Source organism: Grimontia sp. THUN1695 (assembly GCF_059704325.2).
Genome location: NZ_AP046577.1, coordinates 2,472,075 through 2,491,177, shown reverse-complemented (window position 1 = coordinate 2,491,177; position 19,103 = coordinate 2,472,075). Strand labels below are relative to the sequence as shown.

The following is a 19,103-nucleotide window of genomic DNA, read 5'->3' as shown; positions in this document are numbered from 1 at the left end:
TCACAGGTAGTTTAACGCTAATGAGTATGTTTGAAGCCTTTGCGCTGGCGCTGATTCAGGGTTTGACGGAATTCCTTCCGGTTTCAAGCTCTGCGCATTTAATTCTTCCGTCAGAAATTCTCGGTTGGCAGGATCAAGGGTTGGCCTTTGATGTCGCCGTACATGTGGGCACCCTGCTTGCGGTTATTGGCTATTTCCGAACAGAAGTGACGCAGCTTTTGGGTGCCTTCTTCCGCTCTATTTTTAAAGGCGAACGTTCTTCTGATGCCAGTCTGGCATGGATGATTGCACTGGCAACGATCCCGGCCTGTCTGTTTGGCCTGTTTATGAAAGACATTATTGAGCTTTACCTGCGCTCAGCGTGGGTGATTGCCATAACCTGTATTGTCTTTGGTCTGTTGCTGTGGTGGGTAGACGTGAAAGCCAAGTGTGAGTTTGATGAATACAACACCACGCCGAAAATGGCGCTGTGGATTGGTATTGCACAGGCGCTGGCGATGATCCCGGGTACCTCCCGTTCTGGTGCAACCATGACCATGGCGTTGTATCTGGGCTACACCCGTGAAGCGGCAGCGCGTTTTTCTTTCCTGATGTCGATTCCAATCATCGTACTGGCGGGGTCTTATCTGGGGCTGGGTCTGGTGAAAAGCGATGTGCCTGTGATGTGGGGCCCCATCCTGACCGGTGTACTGGTGTCTTTTATTAGTGCGTATGCGTGTATTCACTGGTTTTTGAAGCTCGTTACCCGAATGGGCATGAAGCCTTTTGTTATCTACCGAATCGCGCTGGGTCTCGGTCTGGCGGTATTTCTGGCGACGAGATAAAGAATAAAGGTCCTAGAAGAGCAGGTCCTAGATTCTGGGAAAAACAGGTCCTAGGCCTTGGGAAGAGCAAGAGCAGATCCTAGGAATAGAAAAAGCGGCAACTGATAATCAGTGCCGCTTTTTTTATTCTTGATAATCTTGAATAATTCCTTCAGGACCCAGGACCCAGGACCCAGGACCCAGGACCCAGGACCCAGGACCCAGGACCTAAGCTCTATGTCCTTCAAGATACCCCTTCACAGCCTCAACTCTCTGTCTTGTCAGTTCTTCACGGATTGCCGGGCCTTTAAACCCTGCGGCAACAATCGGTTTTACCTCTACCGCATTGGCGGCATCAAAGGCGCCAGCCAGCCACTCCGCCTGCGGATAATCCCGCTGTTCAAACCCGGTGCGGCCTTGGTGGTCTGCTTTGCTTGCCGTGGCGAGTTGGGGGATTTTCTCCGGTTTTCGCCAGCAGTCATTGCGGTCGAAAATTTTTACGAAAGTGGCGGCTTTCAGCTCGCCGGCGTTGTGCACATTAGTGTGTTCGGCGCAGACCAGCAGAGCCGCATCACGGTAGGCGTTGGGTATGCGGATACGCTCACACAGCGCTTTTATCGGTGTTAACCCCAGCTTGGTATGACGTTTATGGCTCGGCCACTCTTCTTTCGGTGTCAGGCCTTTACCCAGATCGTGAACCTGCGCGGCAAAGCGGATCACCGGATCGTCGGTCAGCAATGCCGCCTGCCTTGCCACCATCAGAGTGTGAATCCCGGTGTCGATTTCCGGGTGCCACTGCTCAGGTTGCGGGACACTAAACAGGGTGTCGATTTCCGGCAGTACCACTGCCAGAGCGCCGCAGTCGCGCAGCACACTGAGGAATACGTCAGGGCGTTGGGAGGAGAGTGATTTTTCCCACTCTTTCCAGACCCGTTCGGCGGTCAGCGCTTCCAGCTCACCGCTGTCAACAATGTGTTTCATCAGTGTCAGGGTGTCGTCTGCTACCCGGAAACCCAGGTGGTGGAAACGTGCGGCAAAGCGGGCAACACGTAACACGCGCAGAGGATCTTCAACAAAAGCCGGTGATACATGGCGCAGCAGGCGATTGCTCAAGTCTTGCTGGCCGCCATAAGGGTCAACCAGGGTGCCATCTTCTGCCTTGGCAATGGCGTTGATGGTGAGATCGCGGCGCTGTAAGTCTTCTTCCAGTGTCACCTGTGGCGTGAAATCACAGACAAAACCGGTGTAACCTTTGCCGGATTTGCGCTCCGTGCGCGCCAGTGCATGTTCTTCGTGGGTTTTAGGATGCAGGAACACCGGAAAATCTGCACCAACCTGCTGATAACCCGCCTCCAGCATAGTGTTGATATCAGCTCCGACCACCACCCAGTCCCTGTCTTTTACATCCAGGCCGAGCAGTTCGTCGCGCACGGCGCCGCCAACGAGGTAGGTTTTCACATCACAGTCCGAAATTTAGGTAATAATGAGGGCATCATATACTGAAATATTGCATACCCAAACATCAGCAACGTCAGGGAGTGTAAATAGAGGGAGGAGTAAAAGCAGCGAACCTGCCCCTGAATACACGGTCTTACGGGCGTGTCTGTCTTTACAACGCTTATGGGCCGCGATACCTTGCAACCCATTGAGGGAACAGAGAACTATCCATGTACCAAGACTTTTTCCGGTTAACTGAATCGCCCTTTGCGATTGTGCCTAACCCCAAGTTTTACTTTTTGAGTGAGCGGCACAAAGAAGCGTTGAGCCATGTCCTGAATGGCATTGAGGACGGTGGTGGCCTTGCGCTGTTAACCGGTGAGGTGGGCACGGGGAAAACCACCACCATGAAAGCCTTGCTCGAGCGCCTGCCGGAGCAAACTCAGGTCGCAACCATTCTCAATCCAAGTGTTTCTGTGCTCGAGCTGCTCCAGACCCTTTGTGACGAGTTGGGGGTGGCATACAACGAGAATGACAGCTTCAAGCGGTTGTACGATGCGATTGCCAATAAGCTGTTCAACAACGAATCCAAGGGTATTCAGACGGTGTTACTGGTCGATGAAGCCCAGCACCTGATGCCGGATGTACTTGAGCAGCTTCGCCTTCTCACTAATATTGAAACCTCATACCGCAAGCTGCTGAAAGTCATTTTGATTGGCCAGCCTGAGCTGCAACAGATGTTACGTCAGCCGAACTTGCGCCAGCTTGCCCAGCGCATTACCGCACGCTACCACCTGATACCGCTTACGCCGGATGAGGTGCACCAGTACATCACCCACCGTATCAGCTGTGCCGGAGGGCTTGACCCTTTGTTTGACAATGCGGCGATCAAGCTGATTGCCAGTAAAACCGGGGGCGTGCCCCGGCTGGTGAATCTGGTGTGTGATAAATCCCTCAAGATGGCGTTTAAGGCATCCCGCCAGAAGGTTAACAAAGAGATTGCTGCTAAGGCCTGTCAGGATGTGCTGGAATGGCAGGGGATGACACAAACCAAGCCAAGCGGGAACAAGCGTTACTGGCCGGTGTATGTCGGTGTTATCGGTGGCGCGGCATTGCTGGCAGTGGCTGTCCGTGTTGGGCTGTGGGGGGGCAATGGGGAAAGCGTCGCTGTGATTGCCAACGATCCCGTTCCGGCCGCGGTGACAACCAAGCAGAAAGAGGAGACGCCGGTGGTCGCCGTTACTCAGCCTGAGCCCGTGGTGGCGCAGAAAGCACCGGCAAAGCCGCAGAAGCCGGTCGTTACCCTGCCATTGGGTGAGGTGGCGAGAGAAAGCCTGAGTGCAGGCACGGCGATGCAGTCACTGTACAAGCTCTGGGGCTTTGATGCTGATGTGCTGGCAGCAGGGTGCGCCAACGAGGTGCGTGGTGAGCTGGCCTGTTTTAAAGGCAGGCTGCCCTTTTCCCAGCTCCTGACCATTGGCCGCCCTGCGGTATTGCAAATGAACGGGCCTGAAGGGCAAAGCTGGTTTGCTGTACTGTATGGCAAAGGCGAAGACCAGTTTGAGCTGCTGGCGGCAGACAAACGTCTGCTGGTGAGCGGGGACTTCCTCAAACAACACTGGAGCGGGGAAGCGCTGGTGTTATGGCGCCCGCCGCTCGGCAACCCGAATCACATCAAGTTTGGTCAGCGTGGTGAGCGTGTACGCTGGCTTGACCAGCGCCTGAACCTGGTTCTGGGCGACACTACACCGGTTTCCGATATATTTGGACAGGCGCAGCGCGTTAAAGTGCGGGAGTTCCAGCGCAGCAAAGGACTGGATGCTGACGGCATTCCGGGAGCCATGACCTTTATGGTGCTGGATGCTGTGTTGCAGATGCCGGGGCCGGTTTTGGTTACCAGTATTGATGCCACACCGGGTGAAGTGCAGGCGATGCAAGAGGGTGACATTGTGATGATGCCGCAATCGGATGTCTTTGAGCTTGCCCTTGAACCTTTGCCGTCACCGGTAACAGAAGAAGCGATAACAGCGGAAGAGGACGAGGAGCAGACCACGCCTGCTGACAAGGCAGTGGACGTGGGCAGCACAACGTTTACCGCACCGAACCAAACCCAGTTGAAAGGTAATGATGAACTGACGCTGGAAGAGCTGGATTTGTCTGGACTGTCGCCGGAGCTTGTCAAGAAAGTGGAAGCCGCATTGGGAAGCGATAAAAGCCGTACGTTGGATGCCAAGCTTGAGCGAGCCAAACCACAAAGCAACGTCGTGCCGATTGCCGAGTTGCCTGATGCGCAGTTAACCCGCTTACCGCCAATGGATTTCCAGACCCATATTTATGCTTCCGATGAAAATGCACGTTGGGTGAAGGTGAATGGTAAAGAAACCCGGGAAGGAGAGTTTGTGGCGGAGGGAGTCTTGCTGCGGGGTATTGAGCCACAACAGGTCGTTGTGCAGTTTGAAGACATGCTGATTGCGATCCCTGCACTGACGACTTGGTAATTCAAGCTCGCGTTTAGAATTTTTTCCCAGGACCCAGGACCCAGGACCCAGGACCCAGGACCTGGGAGGAGCAGTGAGAGCCAGGCACTATCACCTTGTGTGCTGACTCAAGACACTAAAAAAGCCGCTTCCACGGCTTTTTTTGTCGTTCGATTATTGCCTACGCCCAACCGCTGTTGCGCTTCTTACGGCGTGGGATCAGGTGAGGTAAAATCAGGCCAAACAGCAGGCCACCACCGGCCACTATGCCACCGTAGGTGAAGTAGCGCATCAACAGATCATCTTTCTGGGTGTCGATACGGGCACGCAACTCGCGGATTTCGGTTTGTGCATCAATCAGCTTCTGGTTCAGCTCACTGGTATGCTGTTCAAGCTCTTTCACCTGAGCATTACGCTGCTCTAAGGAGGTAATCAAACCTTTGGTTTTGGCTTCCGTGTCACCCTGTGCCCTGGCCAGTGCTTCTTTTACCTGCTTCAGCTCTTCTTCCAGCGCCGGGACACGGATTTTCAGACCGGGTTGGTTGGAGACATATTTGGTTTCCACCCATCCCTTGCGGCCTCGATCATCAATGATTTGGCTGTAACCCGCGTTACGGTTACTGTCCACAACAGTTACTTTTGTGCCCGCATCCACACTGCCAATAATACGGTATTGGGTACCTGGGCCAGAATGCATGTAGGTGAATAGCTCATCAGAAATGTAGTTGTCCTTTGCATGCGCAGCAGGAACCGCCAACATCATCAATACAGCTAGGGCAGAGAAAAGTTGCTTCACGGAGTATTCCTTTGTTTTGATCGTGAGTATCTGTTTGTGTCAGATACTAAAAAATTTTGTGGTTCAGGTACAACAAAAGGGAGGTATAACCTCCCTTTTTTAACCGAAGACTGACATCACAGCACAAAAACGTGACTTAAATGCCTTTTTCGGATGGCATTATACGCCAAGCATAAACTGCATAACGTAGAAGAAGATCACAGCAAGCAGCGCGCCAGCAGGCAGGGTGACGACCCAAGATGCGACGATATTACGCACGACGCCGAGGTTCAGTGCGGCAATACCTCGGGCAAAACCTACACCCAGCACCGCACCTACCAGTGTCTGTGTGGTGGAGATAGGCAGGCCAGTACCGGAAGCCAGTACAACCGTTGATGCGGTCGCCAACTGCGCAGCAAAACCACGGCTTGGCGTCAGCTCGGTAATACCTGTGCCGACGGTGGCCATCACTTTGTGGCCAAGGGTCGCCAGACCGACAACAATGCCGATACCGCCCAGCGGCAGGATCCACCAGGCAATCTGACTTTTCTCGCTGATTTGGCCCATGTGTTCAACGGTAGAAACAATGGCTGAAAGGGGACCAATTGCGTTAGCTACGTCGTTTGAACCATGTGCAAACGCCATCGCACACGCGGTAACCACCATCAGGAGACTGAACACGCGCTCTACGCCCTGATAGCCATTTTCGCTGGCCGAGTTGTCTTTGTACTTACGGCGGATGTAAAAATAACCAAACACCATCACAAGCGTGGAAAGGGCGATAGATACTGTTACCGCTTCACCGGTAGTCAGGTGCAGGCCCACGTGTTTCAGACCTTTTTTGATCGTCACCAAGGTGATAATCATCGCAGTCAAGAACATGTAGACTGGCACGAAACGTTTGGCATTGATCAGGGGAGTGTCGGTATCAAAGATCAGGCGTTGGGCGCTGACAAAAATGGCATACGCAAACACACCTGAGATAAGTGGGGTGACAATCCAACTGCCTACAATGCCTTGGACAGAGCTCCAGTCGACGGCTTCAGTGCCTACAGATACGCAGGCAAAGCCGATGATGGCACCAATAATAGAATGGGTGGTAGAGACGGGCCAGCCCATGTAAGACGCGACCAGCAACCAGGAGCCGGCAGCCAGTAGAGCGGACATCATACCGTAAACCAACACGTCAGGTTGAGAGGCGTAAAGTGAGGTTTCAATCACCCCTTTACGGATGGTGTCTGTGACTTCACCACCGGCAAGATAAGCGCCGGCAAATTCGAAGATCATCGCGATGATGATCGCTTGTTTAACCGTCAGTGCCTTGGAGCCCACTGACGTACCCATGGCGTTGGCAACGTCGTTTGCGCCGATACCGATAGCCATCATGAAACCAAAGACTGCGGCCACCACAATAATGATGGAACCGTAATTCGCTAGGATTTCCATTGTTTTACCTTGTTATCTATTCGGAAAACGGGACACTTATGAACGTGACAGCATCAGCTCCAGACGTGATCCTACACGCTGAGCCTGATCAGCAATTTCACCAATCCATTCAAGGATCTTGTACAGGAACATCACATCAACAGGGTTGTATTCATTTTCGATGGACATCAATTTCTGGCGAAGGTGGATCTGCATGGAGTCTGTATCACCCTCAATGGTGTCTAGCTGGTGGATCATCTCTTCAACCAGTGTGACTTCACGACCTTTAAAACCCGTTTCCAGCAGTTCATCCAATTCACTGATCACGCGACGTGCCTGTTCGGCAGCATCAAGGCAACGTTGCACATAAGCGACGAAGTCAGTGTAGAGCAAGGAAGGGATTTGGAGTTGTCGGCCAATAACACGGCCAGCAATGTCTTTAGCGAGGTTTGCCAGTTTGTCCTGCTGGATAAGCAGATCCAGCATGTCGGTACGGTCTACCGGAAGGAACAGACCGCGGGGCAATTTAAGGCGGATTTCACGTTTGAGCGCATCAGCATCTTTTTCAATCGTTGAAATCTCATGGCGCAGTTGTTCTGCACGTTCCCAATCGCCCTTTTCGCATGCTTCGAAGAAAGGGACCAACAATGAGCAGCAGTCATTGACGCGACTCACATGGCGTTGCAAAGGTTTTAAGGGGCTCTTTGCAAACAGCCCAACAATTGTATTTACAGGCATAGCCGTATCTACCTAAAAAACCTGTCCAAAGGATCAGGCTAAATATTACACCCAAACACCCACCAACGCAGGTTTTACAAGTCCGGGTAGACCAATAGTTATTTAGGCGGCGAATGTTAGCGCAATCACATTTGCATTGATACCATTTCAGATCAATGAAAGTCTCTTGCCCGCGTCCACGAATATTCATATCCTTGTCTGGCTATTGGTTATGGGTCCCTTTATGGAAACTGAGATAGAGTTAAAGTTTTTTGTTTCTGGTGATTTTTACCGTCAACTTAGAGACAAAATTACGGATCTTAAAGTATTGCAACAGCGTCAGAAAAACCTGGGCAATATTTACTATGACACCCCGGACTTCCTGCTGCGACACCATGATATTGGTTTGCGTGTCAGGCGTTATGATGACGTCTATGTCCAGACATTGAAGACCGCGGGACGTGTTGTTGCCGGCCTTCACCAGCGTCCAGAATATAACGCTGAACTGGACTCCCCGGTGCCTGATCTCTCCCTTATCCCGGCAGATGCCTGGCCAGAAAGTATCGATGTTGATGCACTTGCCGCCAACCTGACCCCTTTATTTTCCACCGACTTTGAACGCCAACAATGGTTGGTCGCCATGCCTGACAGCAGCCAGGTCGAACTGGCGTTTGACAGCGGAGAAGTGACGACCACAGAAGGGGGCTACGATCCGGTTTGCGAGGTGGAGTTGGAGTTGAAATCCGGTCAGACGGATGCCCTGTTTGTGCTGGCGCGTGAGCTGGCGGAGCATGGCGGCTTGCGCTTGGGTAACCTGAGTAAAGCGGCGCGGGGCTACCGGCTGGCAACGGGGTACGAAGGCGATCCGGTCAAACCGCTGACTATCGTGCCGGTTAACAGCCAGATGCATGTCGAGGATGCGTTTGTGAAGGCACTGGAACATGCGCTGGCACATTGGCATTACCACGAGCAGATTTATGTTGAGCGTCCAGAGCAGGAAGCCATTTTTGAAATCTGTAATGCTGTTGCGCTGATCCGTCAAGCGCTGGTGCTTTACGGCGGCTTGATCCCACGCCGCGCCAGTGCACTGTTGCGCCAGGAACTGCAATGGCTGGAAGGGGAGTTCGAATGGGTCTATGAAGGGCGGGCGATTGAGCGCCTTCTTGATGACAAAGGCCATTTTCTGCGAAAACTCAACGCGCAAAAGCCACTGATGGCAAAGCTCTCTGATCGCTACGATAAACTGCCTGAACGTGCACAGGTGCTGGAATTGCTGCACTCAAGCCGCTATTGCAACCTGCTGCTTGATTTGAGCCGTTGGATCTTAACCCGGGGCTGGCAACCCTTCCTGGATGATAAAGCACGTGAAAAACTGGATGAGCCAGTTCGTCAGTTTGCTGTCCGTTCTCTGGCGCAATCCTGGGAGGAACTGCTGGGCGTATTTGCTGAAAACAACACGCTGGACCGCTTTGGCTATCTCGACCAACAGCCCCGCCTGACTCGTAACCTGATGTCGGGATGTTGTGTGGCGGCGCTGTTTGACATTGAAGAGCGTGAAATATTTCGTTTGCCCTGGTTGGATTTGCTGCAAGGGATTGAAGATATCCAATTGCTTGAGCCGGTGCGACGCCTGGCTGGCGATGAAGATCTGGATGAAGAAGATCGGCACCAGATTGAAAAATGGCTGAGCCGTAAGGAAGAATCCCTGTTGCATGCCATGATGCAATCGCGTCAGATTGGGTTGACACTAACACCCTATTGGGAGCTGTAACAGAACGCAGAGTCTATTGATCGTAAAAGGTCAGTAGACTCTGGCACTTGGGGGCGTTATTTTTGAGCTTGTGAAGGCGCCTCAGGTGATATTTGCTCCAGTTTTTTCTCAATTGCTGCAAGGCGCGTCATCATCTCATTTTGCTGGTTCAAGAGTTGTTCCAATACTTCACGGCTGCGTGCTTTCTTTTCCTGCTCTTTCTTCTGGGGCTTAGTGACGTAGGAAGTCACCAAACCGGTGATTGCACCGAAAATTCCCACACCACAAATGATCACAATAATGGCGACTGCCCGGCCGGCTGACGTGACCGGATAATGATCTCCGTATCCTACGGTCGAGATAGTGACAAAAACCCACCACATCGCATCCATCAAGCTGGTGATATTGGCTTCATCGGCCGGACTTTCAAGTACAAATATCGTCGCTGAACCCGTCGATACGATGACCGTCAGCAGCAACAGGATGGTTGCCATGGTGGTTTCGTTGCGGTTTTCGTTCATATAGCTGAGCAGGGAATGACTCTGCTGTATTAACCGGATAACCCGGAATATCTGGAAAATGCGGGCAAAACGCAGGGCTTCTATCACAGGAATGCTGGCAAGAATATCAATCCAATGTTTTCTCAAATAAGTGATTTTTCTGTCACTTTTAAGAAAGTGTGTCGTGATTTGGAGCAAAAATATCAGGCAGATCAGCGTGTCTATGCCCAGTAATAAGGTATAAAGGGGCGTGTTTTTCGGCAGTAATAACAAAGTGGTGACGATGCACAGTGAGACAAAAGAAAGCAACAGACTTAATAATCCCATTGGATTCAGATCTAAGTTTTTTGAATCGTTTTCACTCATCGCTCAATAAAATACCTGTTTTGCCGTTAATAAACGAAGGCAGGTTATCTTCACCGGCATTGATGATCGGCAGATACCTAGTGCCTGTTTTAGCTTGCATTATCTCTACTGTATCGCAGTTTACGCGGTGCAACTATCAAGGAGTCATCACGAATGTCACAGATGATATTCAGGCCTGGGGAAAAGGCCGCTGCTAACATCAAACTTGTCCCCAAACTCATACTGTTAATGGTGTTCAGTACCTTGCTGCTGGTAGTAAAACAACTGTGGGATGCTAATACGTTTCGTGACTCTGTTAAAGAGATGACTGAAGCCCAAAGCTATAGCTTGGCGCTTCGTAGCGCTGAGCTGGCGCAGACATTGTTGGCCAAGGAGGATGGTGTTGCATTGCTTGAGCATGTGGTTAAGCAAGAGAATGCGACCAGCACCATTGACCAATACATTTATCTGGTAAACCGTCAATCCGGCCAGGTATTGGCGCACCCGACGATCAAGAGGCTTGATGGCTTGAATCTGCCACTGGAAAATGGTCGCCTGCTCACAGAAGTATTCCGTAACACCCCAAGTGGCTTTGCTTACCATTTGGCTGATGAAGCCCGTCATGGCATTGCCGTGCCAGTGGGTAACAGCGATTGGATGGCGGTGTCGTCACAACCTGATTCTGCTGCCGAGCAGTATTACAACGCATATCTGATGCAGATGGTCTGGCAAACTGCCTTGATGATTGTGGCATTTATGGTGATTCTGTTTGGTGCTTCCAGCCTGATGCTACGCCAAATCAAATGCCTGACCAATGGCATGCGTAACATGGCACAGAAAAACCTGAGTATCCCTGTGGTGATGGATTGTAAGGATGAATTTGGTGAGCTTGCCCGTGAACTGGAAAAGAGCCGCGTTCAGCTTGCCAGCGTGATCAAGACCCAGCGCAGTTCTTCTGAAGAGTTGTACTCCATTGCGGAAGTGATGAGCGTCAGCATGGATGAAACCCGTGAGTCAGCCAAGGAACAGTTTGGTGAGATAGACCAGCTGGCATCGGCGATGAGTGAAATGACATCGACTGTTCAGGATGTTGCCAGTCATGCTCGTGCGGCATCACAGGCAACTGAAGCGTCACGCCAGCAGGTCGCCAACGGTCAGCTGTATGTGAGCAACACCATTTCCACCATTAACAAACTGTCTGAAGACATCAGGGAATCCGCGAGTGTGGTGAACCAGGTAGAAGAGCGTGTGGAGAAAATCAGCTCGGTGGTGGTTACTATTCAGGGCATTTCGGAGCAAACCAACCTGCTGGCACTGAACGCGGCGATTGAAGCGGCACGTGCCGGTGAAGCGGGTCGGGGATTTGCAGTGGTTGCCGATGAAGTGCGTAACCTGGCGCAGAATACCCAGAAAGCGACCGTAGAAATCCAGGACATGATCACCCAGCTGCAATCGTCTGCACAGAAGGCCGTTGGCCTGATGGAGCAAAGCGTGGTAGAAGCAGTAGCAAGCGTCGAGTCTGTCAGCAACGCCGGGGAGGAACTGAACCTGATTGTTGAGCAAATCTGCCAAATTAATGACATGAACTTCCATATTGCAACAGCGGCTGAGCAGCAGGCCTCGGTGGCGGATGAAATGAACCAGAATCTGACCAATGTGCGTGAGCTGGTTGAAGCTTCAGTGACGGTAGTCACAGAGCTTGCCAATACATCAGAGAGCATGCAGGGCAATGCGGAACAACTGGATCTGAAAATCAAAGAATTTGCTGTTTGATGCCCGCTTAGGAATGAAGAAGCCCACCATTTTGTGGGCTTTTTTATGATAAATTGTCAGATACTGAAAGCGTAAAGGAAAGAACACCGATGTCGTTGCCTAGGGAACTGGAAGCGTGCGCAACCTGCGCGATAGATGTATTGGCTGAAAAACAACCGGACAACCTTACACAGTGGCAAGGGAAAGAGCGGGATACACTTGCCCGCACATTGGCACTGAGTGACTTTATCAATGCATCGGTTTTGCAGGACGAAACCTTGTTGCCGTGGCTGAAAGCGAATCTGGAGAGTGGCCAGCGCCTGACTCAGTACCGCAACGCGCTGAAAGAAAAACTTGCTAGCCAGCAGGATGAAAATGGCTTGCTCCGTGAGCTTCGGCGTTTCCGTCGCCGTGAAATGGTTTGGCTGGCCTGGCATGACTTCAATGATTCCCTCTCGCTGGATGACAGTCTGGCGCACCTCTCCAAACTGGCTGAAGCCATCATCATGGAAGCCTATGGTTGGTTGTACCGTTTCTGTTGCAATGAATGGGGAACGCCTTGTGATGCTGAGGGAAACCCACAACCCATGCTGATCCTTGGTATGGGCAAACTGGGTGGCGGTGAACTAAATTTTTCCTCTGATATCGACCTTATCTTCACCTATCCGGAAAACGGTGAAACCCAGGGGGCACGCCGCAGCATTGCCAATGCCCAGTTCTTTACCCGCCTCGGTCAGCGCTTGATTAAAGCGCTTGACCAGCAAACCTATGACGGCTTCTGCTACCGCGTTGATATGCGCCTGCGTCCGTTTGGTGACAGCGGTCCGCTGGTGATGAGCTTCGCGGCACTTGAGGATTACTATCAGGAGCAGGGGCGTGACTGGGAACGCTACGCCATGATCAAAGCGCGGGTGATGGGCAAAGAACAGTTTGCCTGTTACCAGAGCTTGCGCCAGATGCTGCGTCCATTTGTGTTCCGCCGCTATATCGATTTCAGTGCTATCCAGTCCCTGCGCCGGATGAAAGCGATGATCCGCAGTGAGGTACGTCGCCGCGGACTGACAGACAACATCAAGCTTGGGGCAGGCGGGATCCGTGAAATCGAGTTTATTGTCCAGTCTTTCCAGCTGATCCGGGGTGGCCGTGATCCTGTCCTTCGTAAGCGTGGCTTGTTTATCACCTTACATGCTATTCGTGAGCTGGCACTGTTACCTGCACAGGATGCAGATACACTGGAAGCGGCTTACCGTTATCTGCGCCGGGTGGAAAACCTGTTGCAGGCGATAGGCGATAAGCAAACCCAGACCCTGCCGGATAACAAGCTCGACAGGTTGCGCCTTGCTGTCGCGATGGGTGAAGATAACTGGGATCTTCTTCGTGGGAAAATCGCGTCTCACATGCAGGACGTGCATGACATCTTCGATAATCTTATCGGTGATGAAGAAGAGGGCGAAGAAGAGAAGATCGCCGCTGAATTCAGCGAGATCTGGGATGCGGCGCGCGATCCGGAACTGGTTGAGAAGATCCTGACGGATATGACGGCGCAACATGCCGAAGAGCAAGCCAGGGCACTGCTGCGTTTCAAGGAAGAGCTGGCAAAACGCACTTTAGGGCCACGTGGCCGGGAGGTGGTGAACCGTTTGATGCCGGTGATGCTCAGCCACATTGTCTGCCGGCAGGACGCCATCGCGGTGTTGGAGAGGGTGCTGAAGCTGCTTATCTGTATTGCTACCCGCACCACCTATCTGGAACTTCTGGACGAGCACCACGGCGCTATTACACAACTGGTTAGACTTTGCGGTGCCAGCCCTATGGTGGCAGAGAAGTTGGCAAGCTACCCCATCTTGCTGGATGAATTGCTGGATTTGCAACACCTCTATAACCCAACACCGCTCGATCAATACCGTAACGAACTGTTTGATTTTCTTGCCCGCATTCCGGAAGAGGATATGGAGCAGCAGATGGAGCACATTCGCCAGTTCAAGCAGACCCAGTTGCTGCGTATCGCGGCAGCAGACATTGCCGGTGTGTTGCCTGTGATGAAGGTGAGTGACCACTTGACCTATCTGGCGGAAGCGATTGTAGAAGCGGTAGTGAATCAGGCCTGGTTCCAGATGACAGAGAAATATGGCCAGCCCTCCCACCTTGCCGGGCGTGATGGACGGGGATTTGCGGTGATTGGCTATGGCAAGGTTGGTGGTATCGAGCTCGGGTATAACTCGGATTTGGATGTGGTGTTTGTCCATGATTGCCCCGTTGACAGCTATACTGATGGCCCCAAAGAGATAGACGGTCGCCAGTTCTATCTTCGCCTTGCTCAGCGCATTGTCCACCTGTTTTCAACCCGCACGGCATCCGGTGTGTTGTATGACATTGACACCCGCCTGCGTCCATCCGGTGCTTCCGGCATGCTGGTGACCACACTGGAATCGTTCGAGGAATACCAGAACACCGAAGCCTGGACATGGGAGCATCAGGCGTTAGTGCGTACCCGCTTGATCTACGGCGATACGTTGCTGGCAAAAGGCTTTTCGGACGTGCGTAAGCGCATACTGACCAAAGCGCGTGACAGGGATGCTCTCCGTAAAGATGTGGTTGAGATGCGTCATAAAATGCGCGACCACCTGGGCAGCAAAGAAAAAGGTAAATTTCACATCAAACAGGATCCCGGCGGGATCACAGACATTGAGTTTATGACCCAGTTCTTTGTGCTGGCCAATGCCCACGATGAACCCGCTTTGATGCGCTGGAGTGACAATGTCCGTATTCTGGAAGACATGGCCCAGGCCGGCATTTTAAGCACACCACAGGCACTGACCCTGCGTGATGCCTATGTGGCGATGCGCGATGAAATCCACCGTCTGAACCTGCTGGACGCCCCTGTGGAAGTTGATGATGCGGCATTTACCGCAGAGCGCGAGGCAGTGAAAGCAGCATGGAAAGAGTGGATGGAGCCCTAAAGAGTAGAGAGAAAAACAGCATCGAGTTACCTCGCACATCAGTCGTATAACGATGGCTCACCGTCGGGGCGGCTTTTGAAACGGCGATGCAGCCACATATATTGCTCTGGTGCCCGCATAATAGATCGCTCAATAAACGTGTTGGTGTATGCGGCGGAGGCGTTTGCATCATCATAGGGAAAAGCCTCCATTGGCGGATCCAGCGTCAAAGTGTAACCGGTACCTTCCCTGTCGCGGGTAATGGTAAATGTCGCCACATCACACCTGCTGGCAGACGCAAGAAGATGGGTGCCTGTCGTTGTGCAAGCGTTTTCTACGGCAAATAATGGGGCCCATGCGTAACGGTGACGTCCATAGTCATGATCCGGCGCATACCAGACCAATTCCCCTTGCTTTAATCGTCTGATCATCTGTTTAACGTCGCAGCGGTCGATCAGTTTGTTTTCGCGACACCTTCCCCAGTATTGAAACCAATCATAAACGGGATTGGTGTTTGGCCTGTATACACCAAACCCGGGTGTATGCAGGCCAAATGCACGGGCGCCAAGTTCCAGGTTGAAAGAATGCACGGCAACAATCAGCACCCCTTTTTTGCGTGCTTTGAAATCGGCAATCTGTTCAAAACCTTCATATTTTATGTGCTTTCTAATTCGCCAGGCTGGCCAAAACCACGCCATACAGGTTTCAAAAAATGCTAAGCCCATATGCTCGAAGTTTTCTTTGAGCAGGGCTTCACGCTCGCCCCCTGTCATTTCTGGAAAGCAAAGCTCAAGGTTGCGTGCGGCAATTTTCTTACGACTTTTGAAAAACTTCATGATCAGCCGGCCAAGTTTCCGGCCAAGGAAGCGTTGCACACGGTACGGTAACCAACTGATCAAAAACATCACTCCGACACCCATCCAGGTGTGCCAGTACCTGGGGTGAAGGAAAGACAATTGGAAAGTTGGCGCTTCAGAATGGCTGCTCATAGCGTGGTCGTGTTTCCTGAATCAAACGGTAAAAATGAGGCGCCATTGTATACCGAAATGTTTGAAATAGTCAGGGCTCGTCGGCAGATCCTATCAGTGGCCCAAGTTGCCTGAAGGTACTGGATTGCGGTGGCGCGGATATAGACGGCGTGAGTTGTTGTCGGTATGGCTGTTGCTGTGAAGTCTTTATGATAATATCGCCGACGTTCCTTTTTCCTTGGAGAAAACAATGAAACTGACTTTGCCTGACTATCAGCAAGCTAATGTTCTGGTTGTTGGAGACGTGATGCTTGATCGCTACTGGTATGGCCCAACGGGACGTATCTCCCCGGAAGCGCCGGTACCTGTGGTGAAAATCAACCAGACAGAAGAACGTCCGGGCGGTGCAGCAAACGTGGCAATGAACATTGCAGCGTTGGGCGGGAAGGCACAACTGATTGGTCTTGTAGGTCAGGATGAGCAGGCTCAGGTGCTAAAAGACACCCTGGGATCGTTAAACGTGGCGTGTGATTTTGTGGAGCTGCTGGACTACCCAACTATCACCAAACTGCGCGTTATGAGTCGTAACCAGCAGCTGATCCGCTTGGACTTTGAAGAAGGTTTCCACGATGTGGATGTGCAGCCAATCTTGTCCCGTATTGAAGCGGCACTGTCAAACACCAAAGTGATGATCCTGTCAGATTATGCCAAAGGCGCATTGGCAAATGTTCAGCCAATGATCCAGTTGGCCCGCAAGGCGGGTGTGGTGACGTTGGTCGATCCCAAAGGTACAGATTTTGAACGCTATCGCGGTGCGACCATGTTGACGCCAAACATGAGTGAGTTTGAGGCGGTAGTAGGGGCCTGTCGTACGGAAGAAGAGATTGTTGAGCGTGGCCTGGCGCTGATTGAGAAGTTTGAGTTTAACGCGTTGCTGGTGACCCGCAGTGAAAATGGCATGACACTGATTCGTGCTGGCCACGAGCCGCTGAACCTGCCCACATTGGCCAAAGAGGTGTATGACGTGACCGGTGCCGGTGATACCGTGATTTCGGTCGTGGCTGCGTCTTTGGCGGCGGGTAAGCCGTTTGAAGATGCGTGTGCGCTGGCGAATGCAGCAGCCGGCGTGGTGGTCGGTAAACTGGGAACGTCCACGCTGTCGACGATTGAACTGACGGAAGCGGTGCATGGCAGCCATCATTCCGGTTATGGTGTCGTGACTGAAGATCAACTGAAAGCTGCGGTGCAGATGGCACAGTCTCGTGGCGAGAAAGTGGTGATGACCAACGGGTGTTTCGACATTTTACATGCCGGTCATGTGGCTTATCTTAATGAAGCGGCGAAACTGGGCGATCGCCTGATTGTGGCGGTGAATACCGATGAGTCTGTTCGTGGACTGAAAGGACCGGGTCGTCCGGTAAATCCGACCGATCGCCGTATGGCTGTGCTGGCGGGGTTAGGCGCTGTAGATTGGGTGGTGCCATTCAGTGAAGAAACGCCACAGCGCCTTATCAGCGAAGTGTTGCCAAACATGTTGGTGAAAGGCGGAGACTATAAACCGGAAGAGATTGCTGGTGGTAAAGAAGTGATTGCCGCAGGCGGTGAAGTTCGTGTGTTGAATTTCGAAGAAGGTTGTTCAACCTCTGAGATCATCAATTCTATTCTGGGTGGCCACAACAAAGCGTAATGCTTATTGCTGGCTGACTGAACAGAAAAAAGGCGCCCTTTCAACAGGCGCCTTTTTCATGTTTGGCAACCATTACTTTTTCGGTGGCAACAGACCGTTGTTAATATCAACCAGGTCTTGTTCACTCAGTGTCCCGATAGCCTGACGCAATTGCAGCACATTCAGGATATAGTCATAACGTGCGTTGGACAGGTTGCGGTTGGCGTCATACAGACGGCGGGTTGCATCCAGTACGTCAACAATGGTTCGGGTACCCACTTCAAAACCGGCTTCGGTGGCTTCCAATGCTGACCGTTGTGAAATCACGGTTTGCTCATAGGCACGCAGTGCACCAATGCTGGCGTTGATGTTGTTGTAGAACGCACGCACATCTTTCACGGTTGTACGGTACGTCCCTTCCAACTGCTCAGAGGCAGCCACATACCTGAACTGCGCTTCTTTTACGCCAGCACTGATAGAACCACCGCTGTACAGAGGCATATTGAAGTTAATGCCTCCCGCTAGCTCATTATTATTGATATCACGGGATGAGTCTGTCTTGTTTTCCTGATCGGTATAGCCATAGCCTACATCAAGCGTCAATGATGGCAGATGTCCAGATTCTGCCAGGCTGATACGTTCTTTTGCCGCATCACGGGAAATACGTTGTGCCAGCAGGTTCAGGTTGCCTTCTTCTGCGCGTTTGACCAGCTCCTCAACCGTTTGTTGGGGGCGGGTTGCCGAGAAGGTTTTGGTATTCAGGATATACAGGTCTGAATGACGGGTACCCGTGATTTCACGCAGTGCCTCGTAGCTGTTGGAGACTTCATTTTCTGACAGGATTTCCTGTGCCAGTACAGCGTCATATTGTGCCTGCGCGTCATGCACATCGGTGATGGCAGAAAGACCCACTTCAAAACGTTGTTTGGTCTGTTCCAGTTGACGACCCACTGCTGCTTTTTCAGCGCGGACAAAAATTAGATCGTCAATAGCACGCAACACATTGAAGTACGCTTGGGAAACACGAAGAATGAGCCCCTGCTGCTCCGCCGCGTAAACCGCATCTGCTTGGCGGGCAGTGATTTCAGCGATATCCAAGTTGATCCAACTGTTTTGCTCAAACAACTCCTGCTTCAGGGTTACACCCGCCGTGAGGGTGTTTGTGTCACTCACAATGTTGTCACTGTTACGGGAGAGATTGTAACCCGCTTGCAGATTGATTTGTGGCAGCAGTGTACCACGGTTGGTATCCACCGCCGCAAAGGCAGCATCCTTAGTGGCTGCTGCTTGCAGAAGTTGAGGGTCGCTTTGCTTCGCCTGCTCGTAAACCTGAATCAGATCATCAGCGCTTGCCAGAGGAGCGGCGGTACCCAGCGCAACCCCGATAAAAAGGGGGAGCAATTTTTTCATAGTCAGTAATCCCTGAACGTATAATTATTTGGTCAGTTATCAAAAGGTATCCGGACCTTACGGCTAGCCTTAGTTTAAACCATGGAGGCTTGCTTGGAACTGACAATGTGATGGTTTCTTGAGAAAAATTCATTGTAAA

13 protein-coding genes are annotated in these 19,103 nt (G+C 51.9%); 6 read left to right on the top strand and 7 right to left on the bottom strand.

Annotated features, from left to right (window positions below; all coding sequences use genetic code 11):
* The first annotated feature begins 20 nt into the window (after window positions 1-20).
* Window positions 21-824, top strand: a complete 804-nt coding sequence (locus tag AC6IB1_RS14770) for an undecaprenyl-diphosphate phosphatase (protein WP_497567277.1) — start codon at window positions 21-23, stop codon at window positions 822-824.
* A gap of 207 nt (window positions 825-1,031) precedes the next feature.
* Here AC6IB1_RS14770 and AC6IB1_RS14765 read toward each other — a convergent pair whose 3' ends face one another.
* Window positions 1,032-2,261 (bottom strand): multifunctional CCA addition/repair protein, encoded by a 1,230-nt coding sequence (locus tag AC6IB1_RS14765; protein WP_497567276.1) that lies wholly within the window; start codon window positions 2,259-2,261, stop codon window positions 1,032-1,034.
* A 209-nt stretch (window positions 2,262-2,470) separates the two neighbouring features.
* Here AC6IB1_RS14765 and AC6IB1_RS14760 point away from each other — a divergent pair, with 209 nt between their 5' ends.
* Window positions 2,471-4,738: an AAA family ATPase gene (locus AC6IB1_RS14760; RefSeq protein WP_497567275.1), complete on the top strand. Its 2,268-nt coding sequence runs from the start codon at window positions 2,471-2,473 to the stop codon at window positions 4,736-4,738.
* 160 nt (window positions 4,739-4,898) lie between these two features.
* On the opposite strand, the gene AC6IB1_RS14755 is transcribed toward AC6IB1_RS14760, so the two are convergent.
* From AC6IB1_RS14755 to AC6IB1_RS14745, 3 genes are all read right to left on the bottom strand, one after another.
* Window positions 4,899-5,513, bottom strand: a complete 615-nt coding sequence (locus tag AC6IB1_RS14755) for a TIGR04211 family SH3 domain-containing protein (protein ID WP_497567274.1) — start codon at window positions 5,511-5,513, stop codon at window positions 4,899-4,901.
* A gap of 159 nt (window positions 5,514-5,672) precedes the next feature.
* Window positions 5,673-6,938, bottom strand: a complete 1,266-nt coding sequence (locus AC6IB1_RS14750; RefSeq protein ID WP_005504008.1) for an inorganic phosphate transporter — start codon at window positions 6,936-6,938, stop codon at window positions 5,673-5,675.
* A 36-nt stretch (window positions 6,939-6,974) separates the two neighbouring features.
* Window positions 6,975-7,655 (bottom strand): TIGR00153 family protein, encoded by a 681-nt coding sequence (locus tag AC6IB1_RS14745; protein ID WP_005504007.1) that lies wholly within the window; start codon window positions 7,653-7,655, stop codon window positions 6,975-6,977.
* Window positions 7,656-7,878: 223 nt separating this feature from the next.
* On the opposite strand from AC6IB1_RS14745, the gene AC6IB1_RS14740 reads away from it, so the two are divergent.
* Window positions 7,879-9,405, top strand: a complete 1,527-nt coding sequence (locus AC6IB1_RS14740) for a CYTH domain-containing protein (RefSeq protein WP_497567273.1) — start codon at window positions 7,879-7,881, stop codon at window positions 9,403-9,405.
* Between the two features lie 56 nt (window positions 9,406-9,461).
* Here the strand turns inward: AC6IB1_RS14740 and AC6IB1_RS14735 are convergent, their stop codons facing one another.
* Window positions 9,462-10,250, bottom strand: coding sequence for a potassium channel family protein (locus tag AC6IB1_RS14735; RefSeq protein WP_497567272.1), 789 nt, complete (start codon window positions 10,248-10,250; stop codon window positions 9,462-9,464).
* Window positions 10,251-10,403: 153 nt separating this feature from the next.
* On the opposite strand from AC6IB1_RS14735, the gene AC6IB1_RS14730 reads away from it, so the two are divergent.
* Together AC6IB1_RS14730 and glnE are read left to right on the top strand one after the other, a co-directional pair.
* The gene (locus tag AC6IB1_RS14730) at window positions 10,404-12,002 is read left to right on the top strand and encodes a methyl-accepting chemotaxis protein (RefSeq protein ID WP_497567271.1); all 1,599 of its coding nucleotides are present in this window, start codon (window positions 10,404-10,406) and stop codon (window positions 12,000-12,002) included.
* Between the two features lie 89 nt (window positions 12,003-12,091).
* A complete protein-coding gene (gene glnE, locus AC6IB1_RS14725; RefSeq protein WP_497567270.1) occupies window positions 12,092-14,941 on the top strand; it encodes a bifunctional [glutamate--ammonia ligase]-adenylyl-L-tyrosine phosphorylase/[glutamate--ammonia-ligase] adenylyltransferase in 2,850 nt (949 codons plus the stop codon).
* A 38-nt stretch (window positions 14,942-14,979) separates the two neighbouring features.
* Here glnE and lpxL read toward each other — a convergent pair whose 3' ends face one another.
* Window positions 14,980-15,909, bottom strand: coding sequence for an LpxL/LpxP family Kdo(2)-lipid IV(A) lauroyl/palmitoleoyl acyltransferase (gene lpxL, locus AC6IB1_RS14720; RefSeq protein WP_497567269.1), 930 nt, complete (start codon window positions 15,907-15,909; stop codon window positions 14,980-14,982).
* 229 nt (window positions 15,910-16,138) lie between these two features.
* On the opposite strand from lpxL, the gene hldE reads away from it, so the two are divergent.
* Complete coding sequence (gene hldE / locus AC6IB1_RS14715) at window positions 16,139-17,575, top strand: bifunctional D-glycero-beta-D-manno-heptose-7-phosphate kinase/D-glycero-beta-D-manno-heptose 1-phosphate adenylyltransferase HldE (protein ID WP_497567268.1); 1,437 nt, start codon at window positions 16,139-16,141, stop codon at window positions 17,573-17,575.
* A gap of 72 nt (window positions 17,576-17,647) precedes the next feature.
* On the opposite strand, the gene tolC is transcribed toward hldE, so the two are convergent.
* Window positions 17,648-18,964 carry an outer membrane channel protein TolC gene (gene tolC, locus AC6IB1_RS14710; protein WP_497567267.1) on the bottom strand — a complete coding sequence of 439 codons (1,317 nt, stop codon included), beginning with the start codon at window positions 18,962-18,964 and terminating at the stop codon, window positions 17,648-17,650.
* Window positions 18,965-19,103 lie beyond the last annotated feature (139 nt).

Coding starts and splice junctions, on each gene's coding strand:
- AC6IB1_RS14770 (WP_497567277.1), top strand. CDS start 21: ATGAGTATGTTTGAAGCCTTTGCGCTGGCGCTGATTCAGGGTTTGACG.
- AC6IB1_RS14760 (WP_497567275.1), top strand. CDS start 2,471: ATGTACCAAGACTTTTTCCGGTTAACTGAATCGCCCTTTGCGATTGTG.
- AC6IB1_RS14750 (WP_005504008.1), bottom strand. CDS start 6,938: ATGGAAATCCTAGCGAATTACGGTTCCATCATTATTGTGGTGGCCGCA.
- AC6IB1_RS14745 (WP_005504007.1), bottom strand. CDS start 7,655: ATGCCTGTAAATACAATTGTTGGGCTGTTTGCAAAGAGCCCCTTAAAA.
- AC6IB1_RS14740 (WP_497567273.1), top strand. CDS start 7,879: ATGGAAACTGAGATAGAGTTAAAGTTTTTTGTTTCTGGTGATTTTTAC.
- AC6IB1_RS14735 (WP_497567272.1), bottom strand. CDS start 10,250: ATGAGTGAAAACGATTCAAAAAACTTAGATCTGAATCCAATGGGATTA.
- AC6IB1_RS14730 (WP_497567271.1), top strand. CDS start 10,404: ATGTCACAGATGATATTCAGGCCTGGGGAAAAGGCCGCTGCTAACATC.
- glnE (WP_497567270.1), top strand. CDS start 12,092: ATGTCGTTGCCTAGGGAACTGGAAGCGTGCGCAACCTGCGCGATAGAT.
- lpxL (WP_497567269.1), bottom strand. CDS start 15,909: ATGAGCAGCCATTCTGAAGCGCCAACTTTCCAATTGTCTTTCCTTCAC.
- hldE (WP_497567268.1), top strand. CDS start 16,139: ATGAAACTGACTTTGCCTGACTATCAGCAAGCTAATGTTCTGGTTGTT.
- tolC (WP_497567267.1), bottom strand. CDS start 18,964: ATGAAAAAATTGCTCCCCCTTTTTATCGGGGTTGCGCTGGGTACCGCC.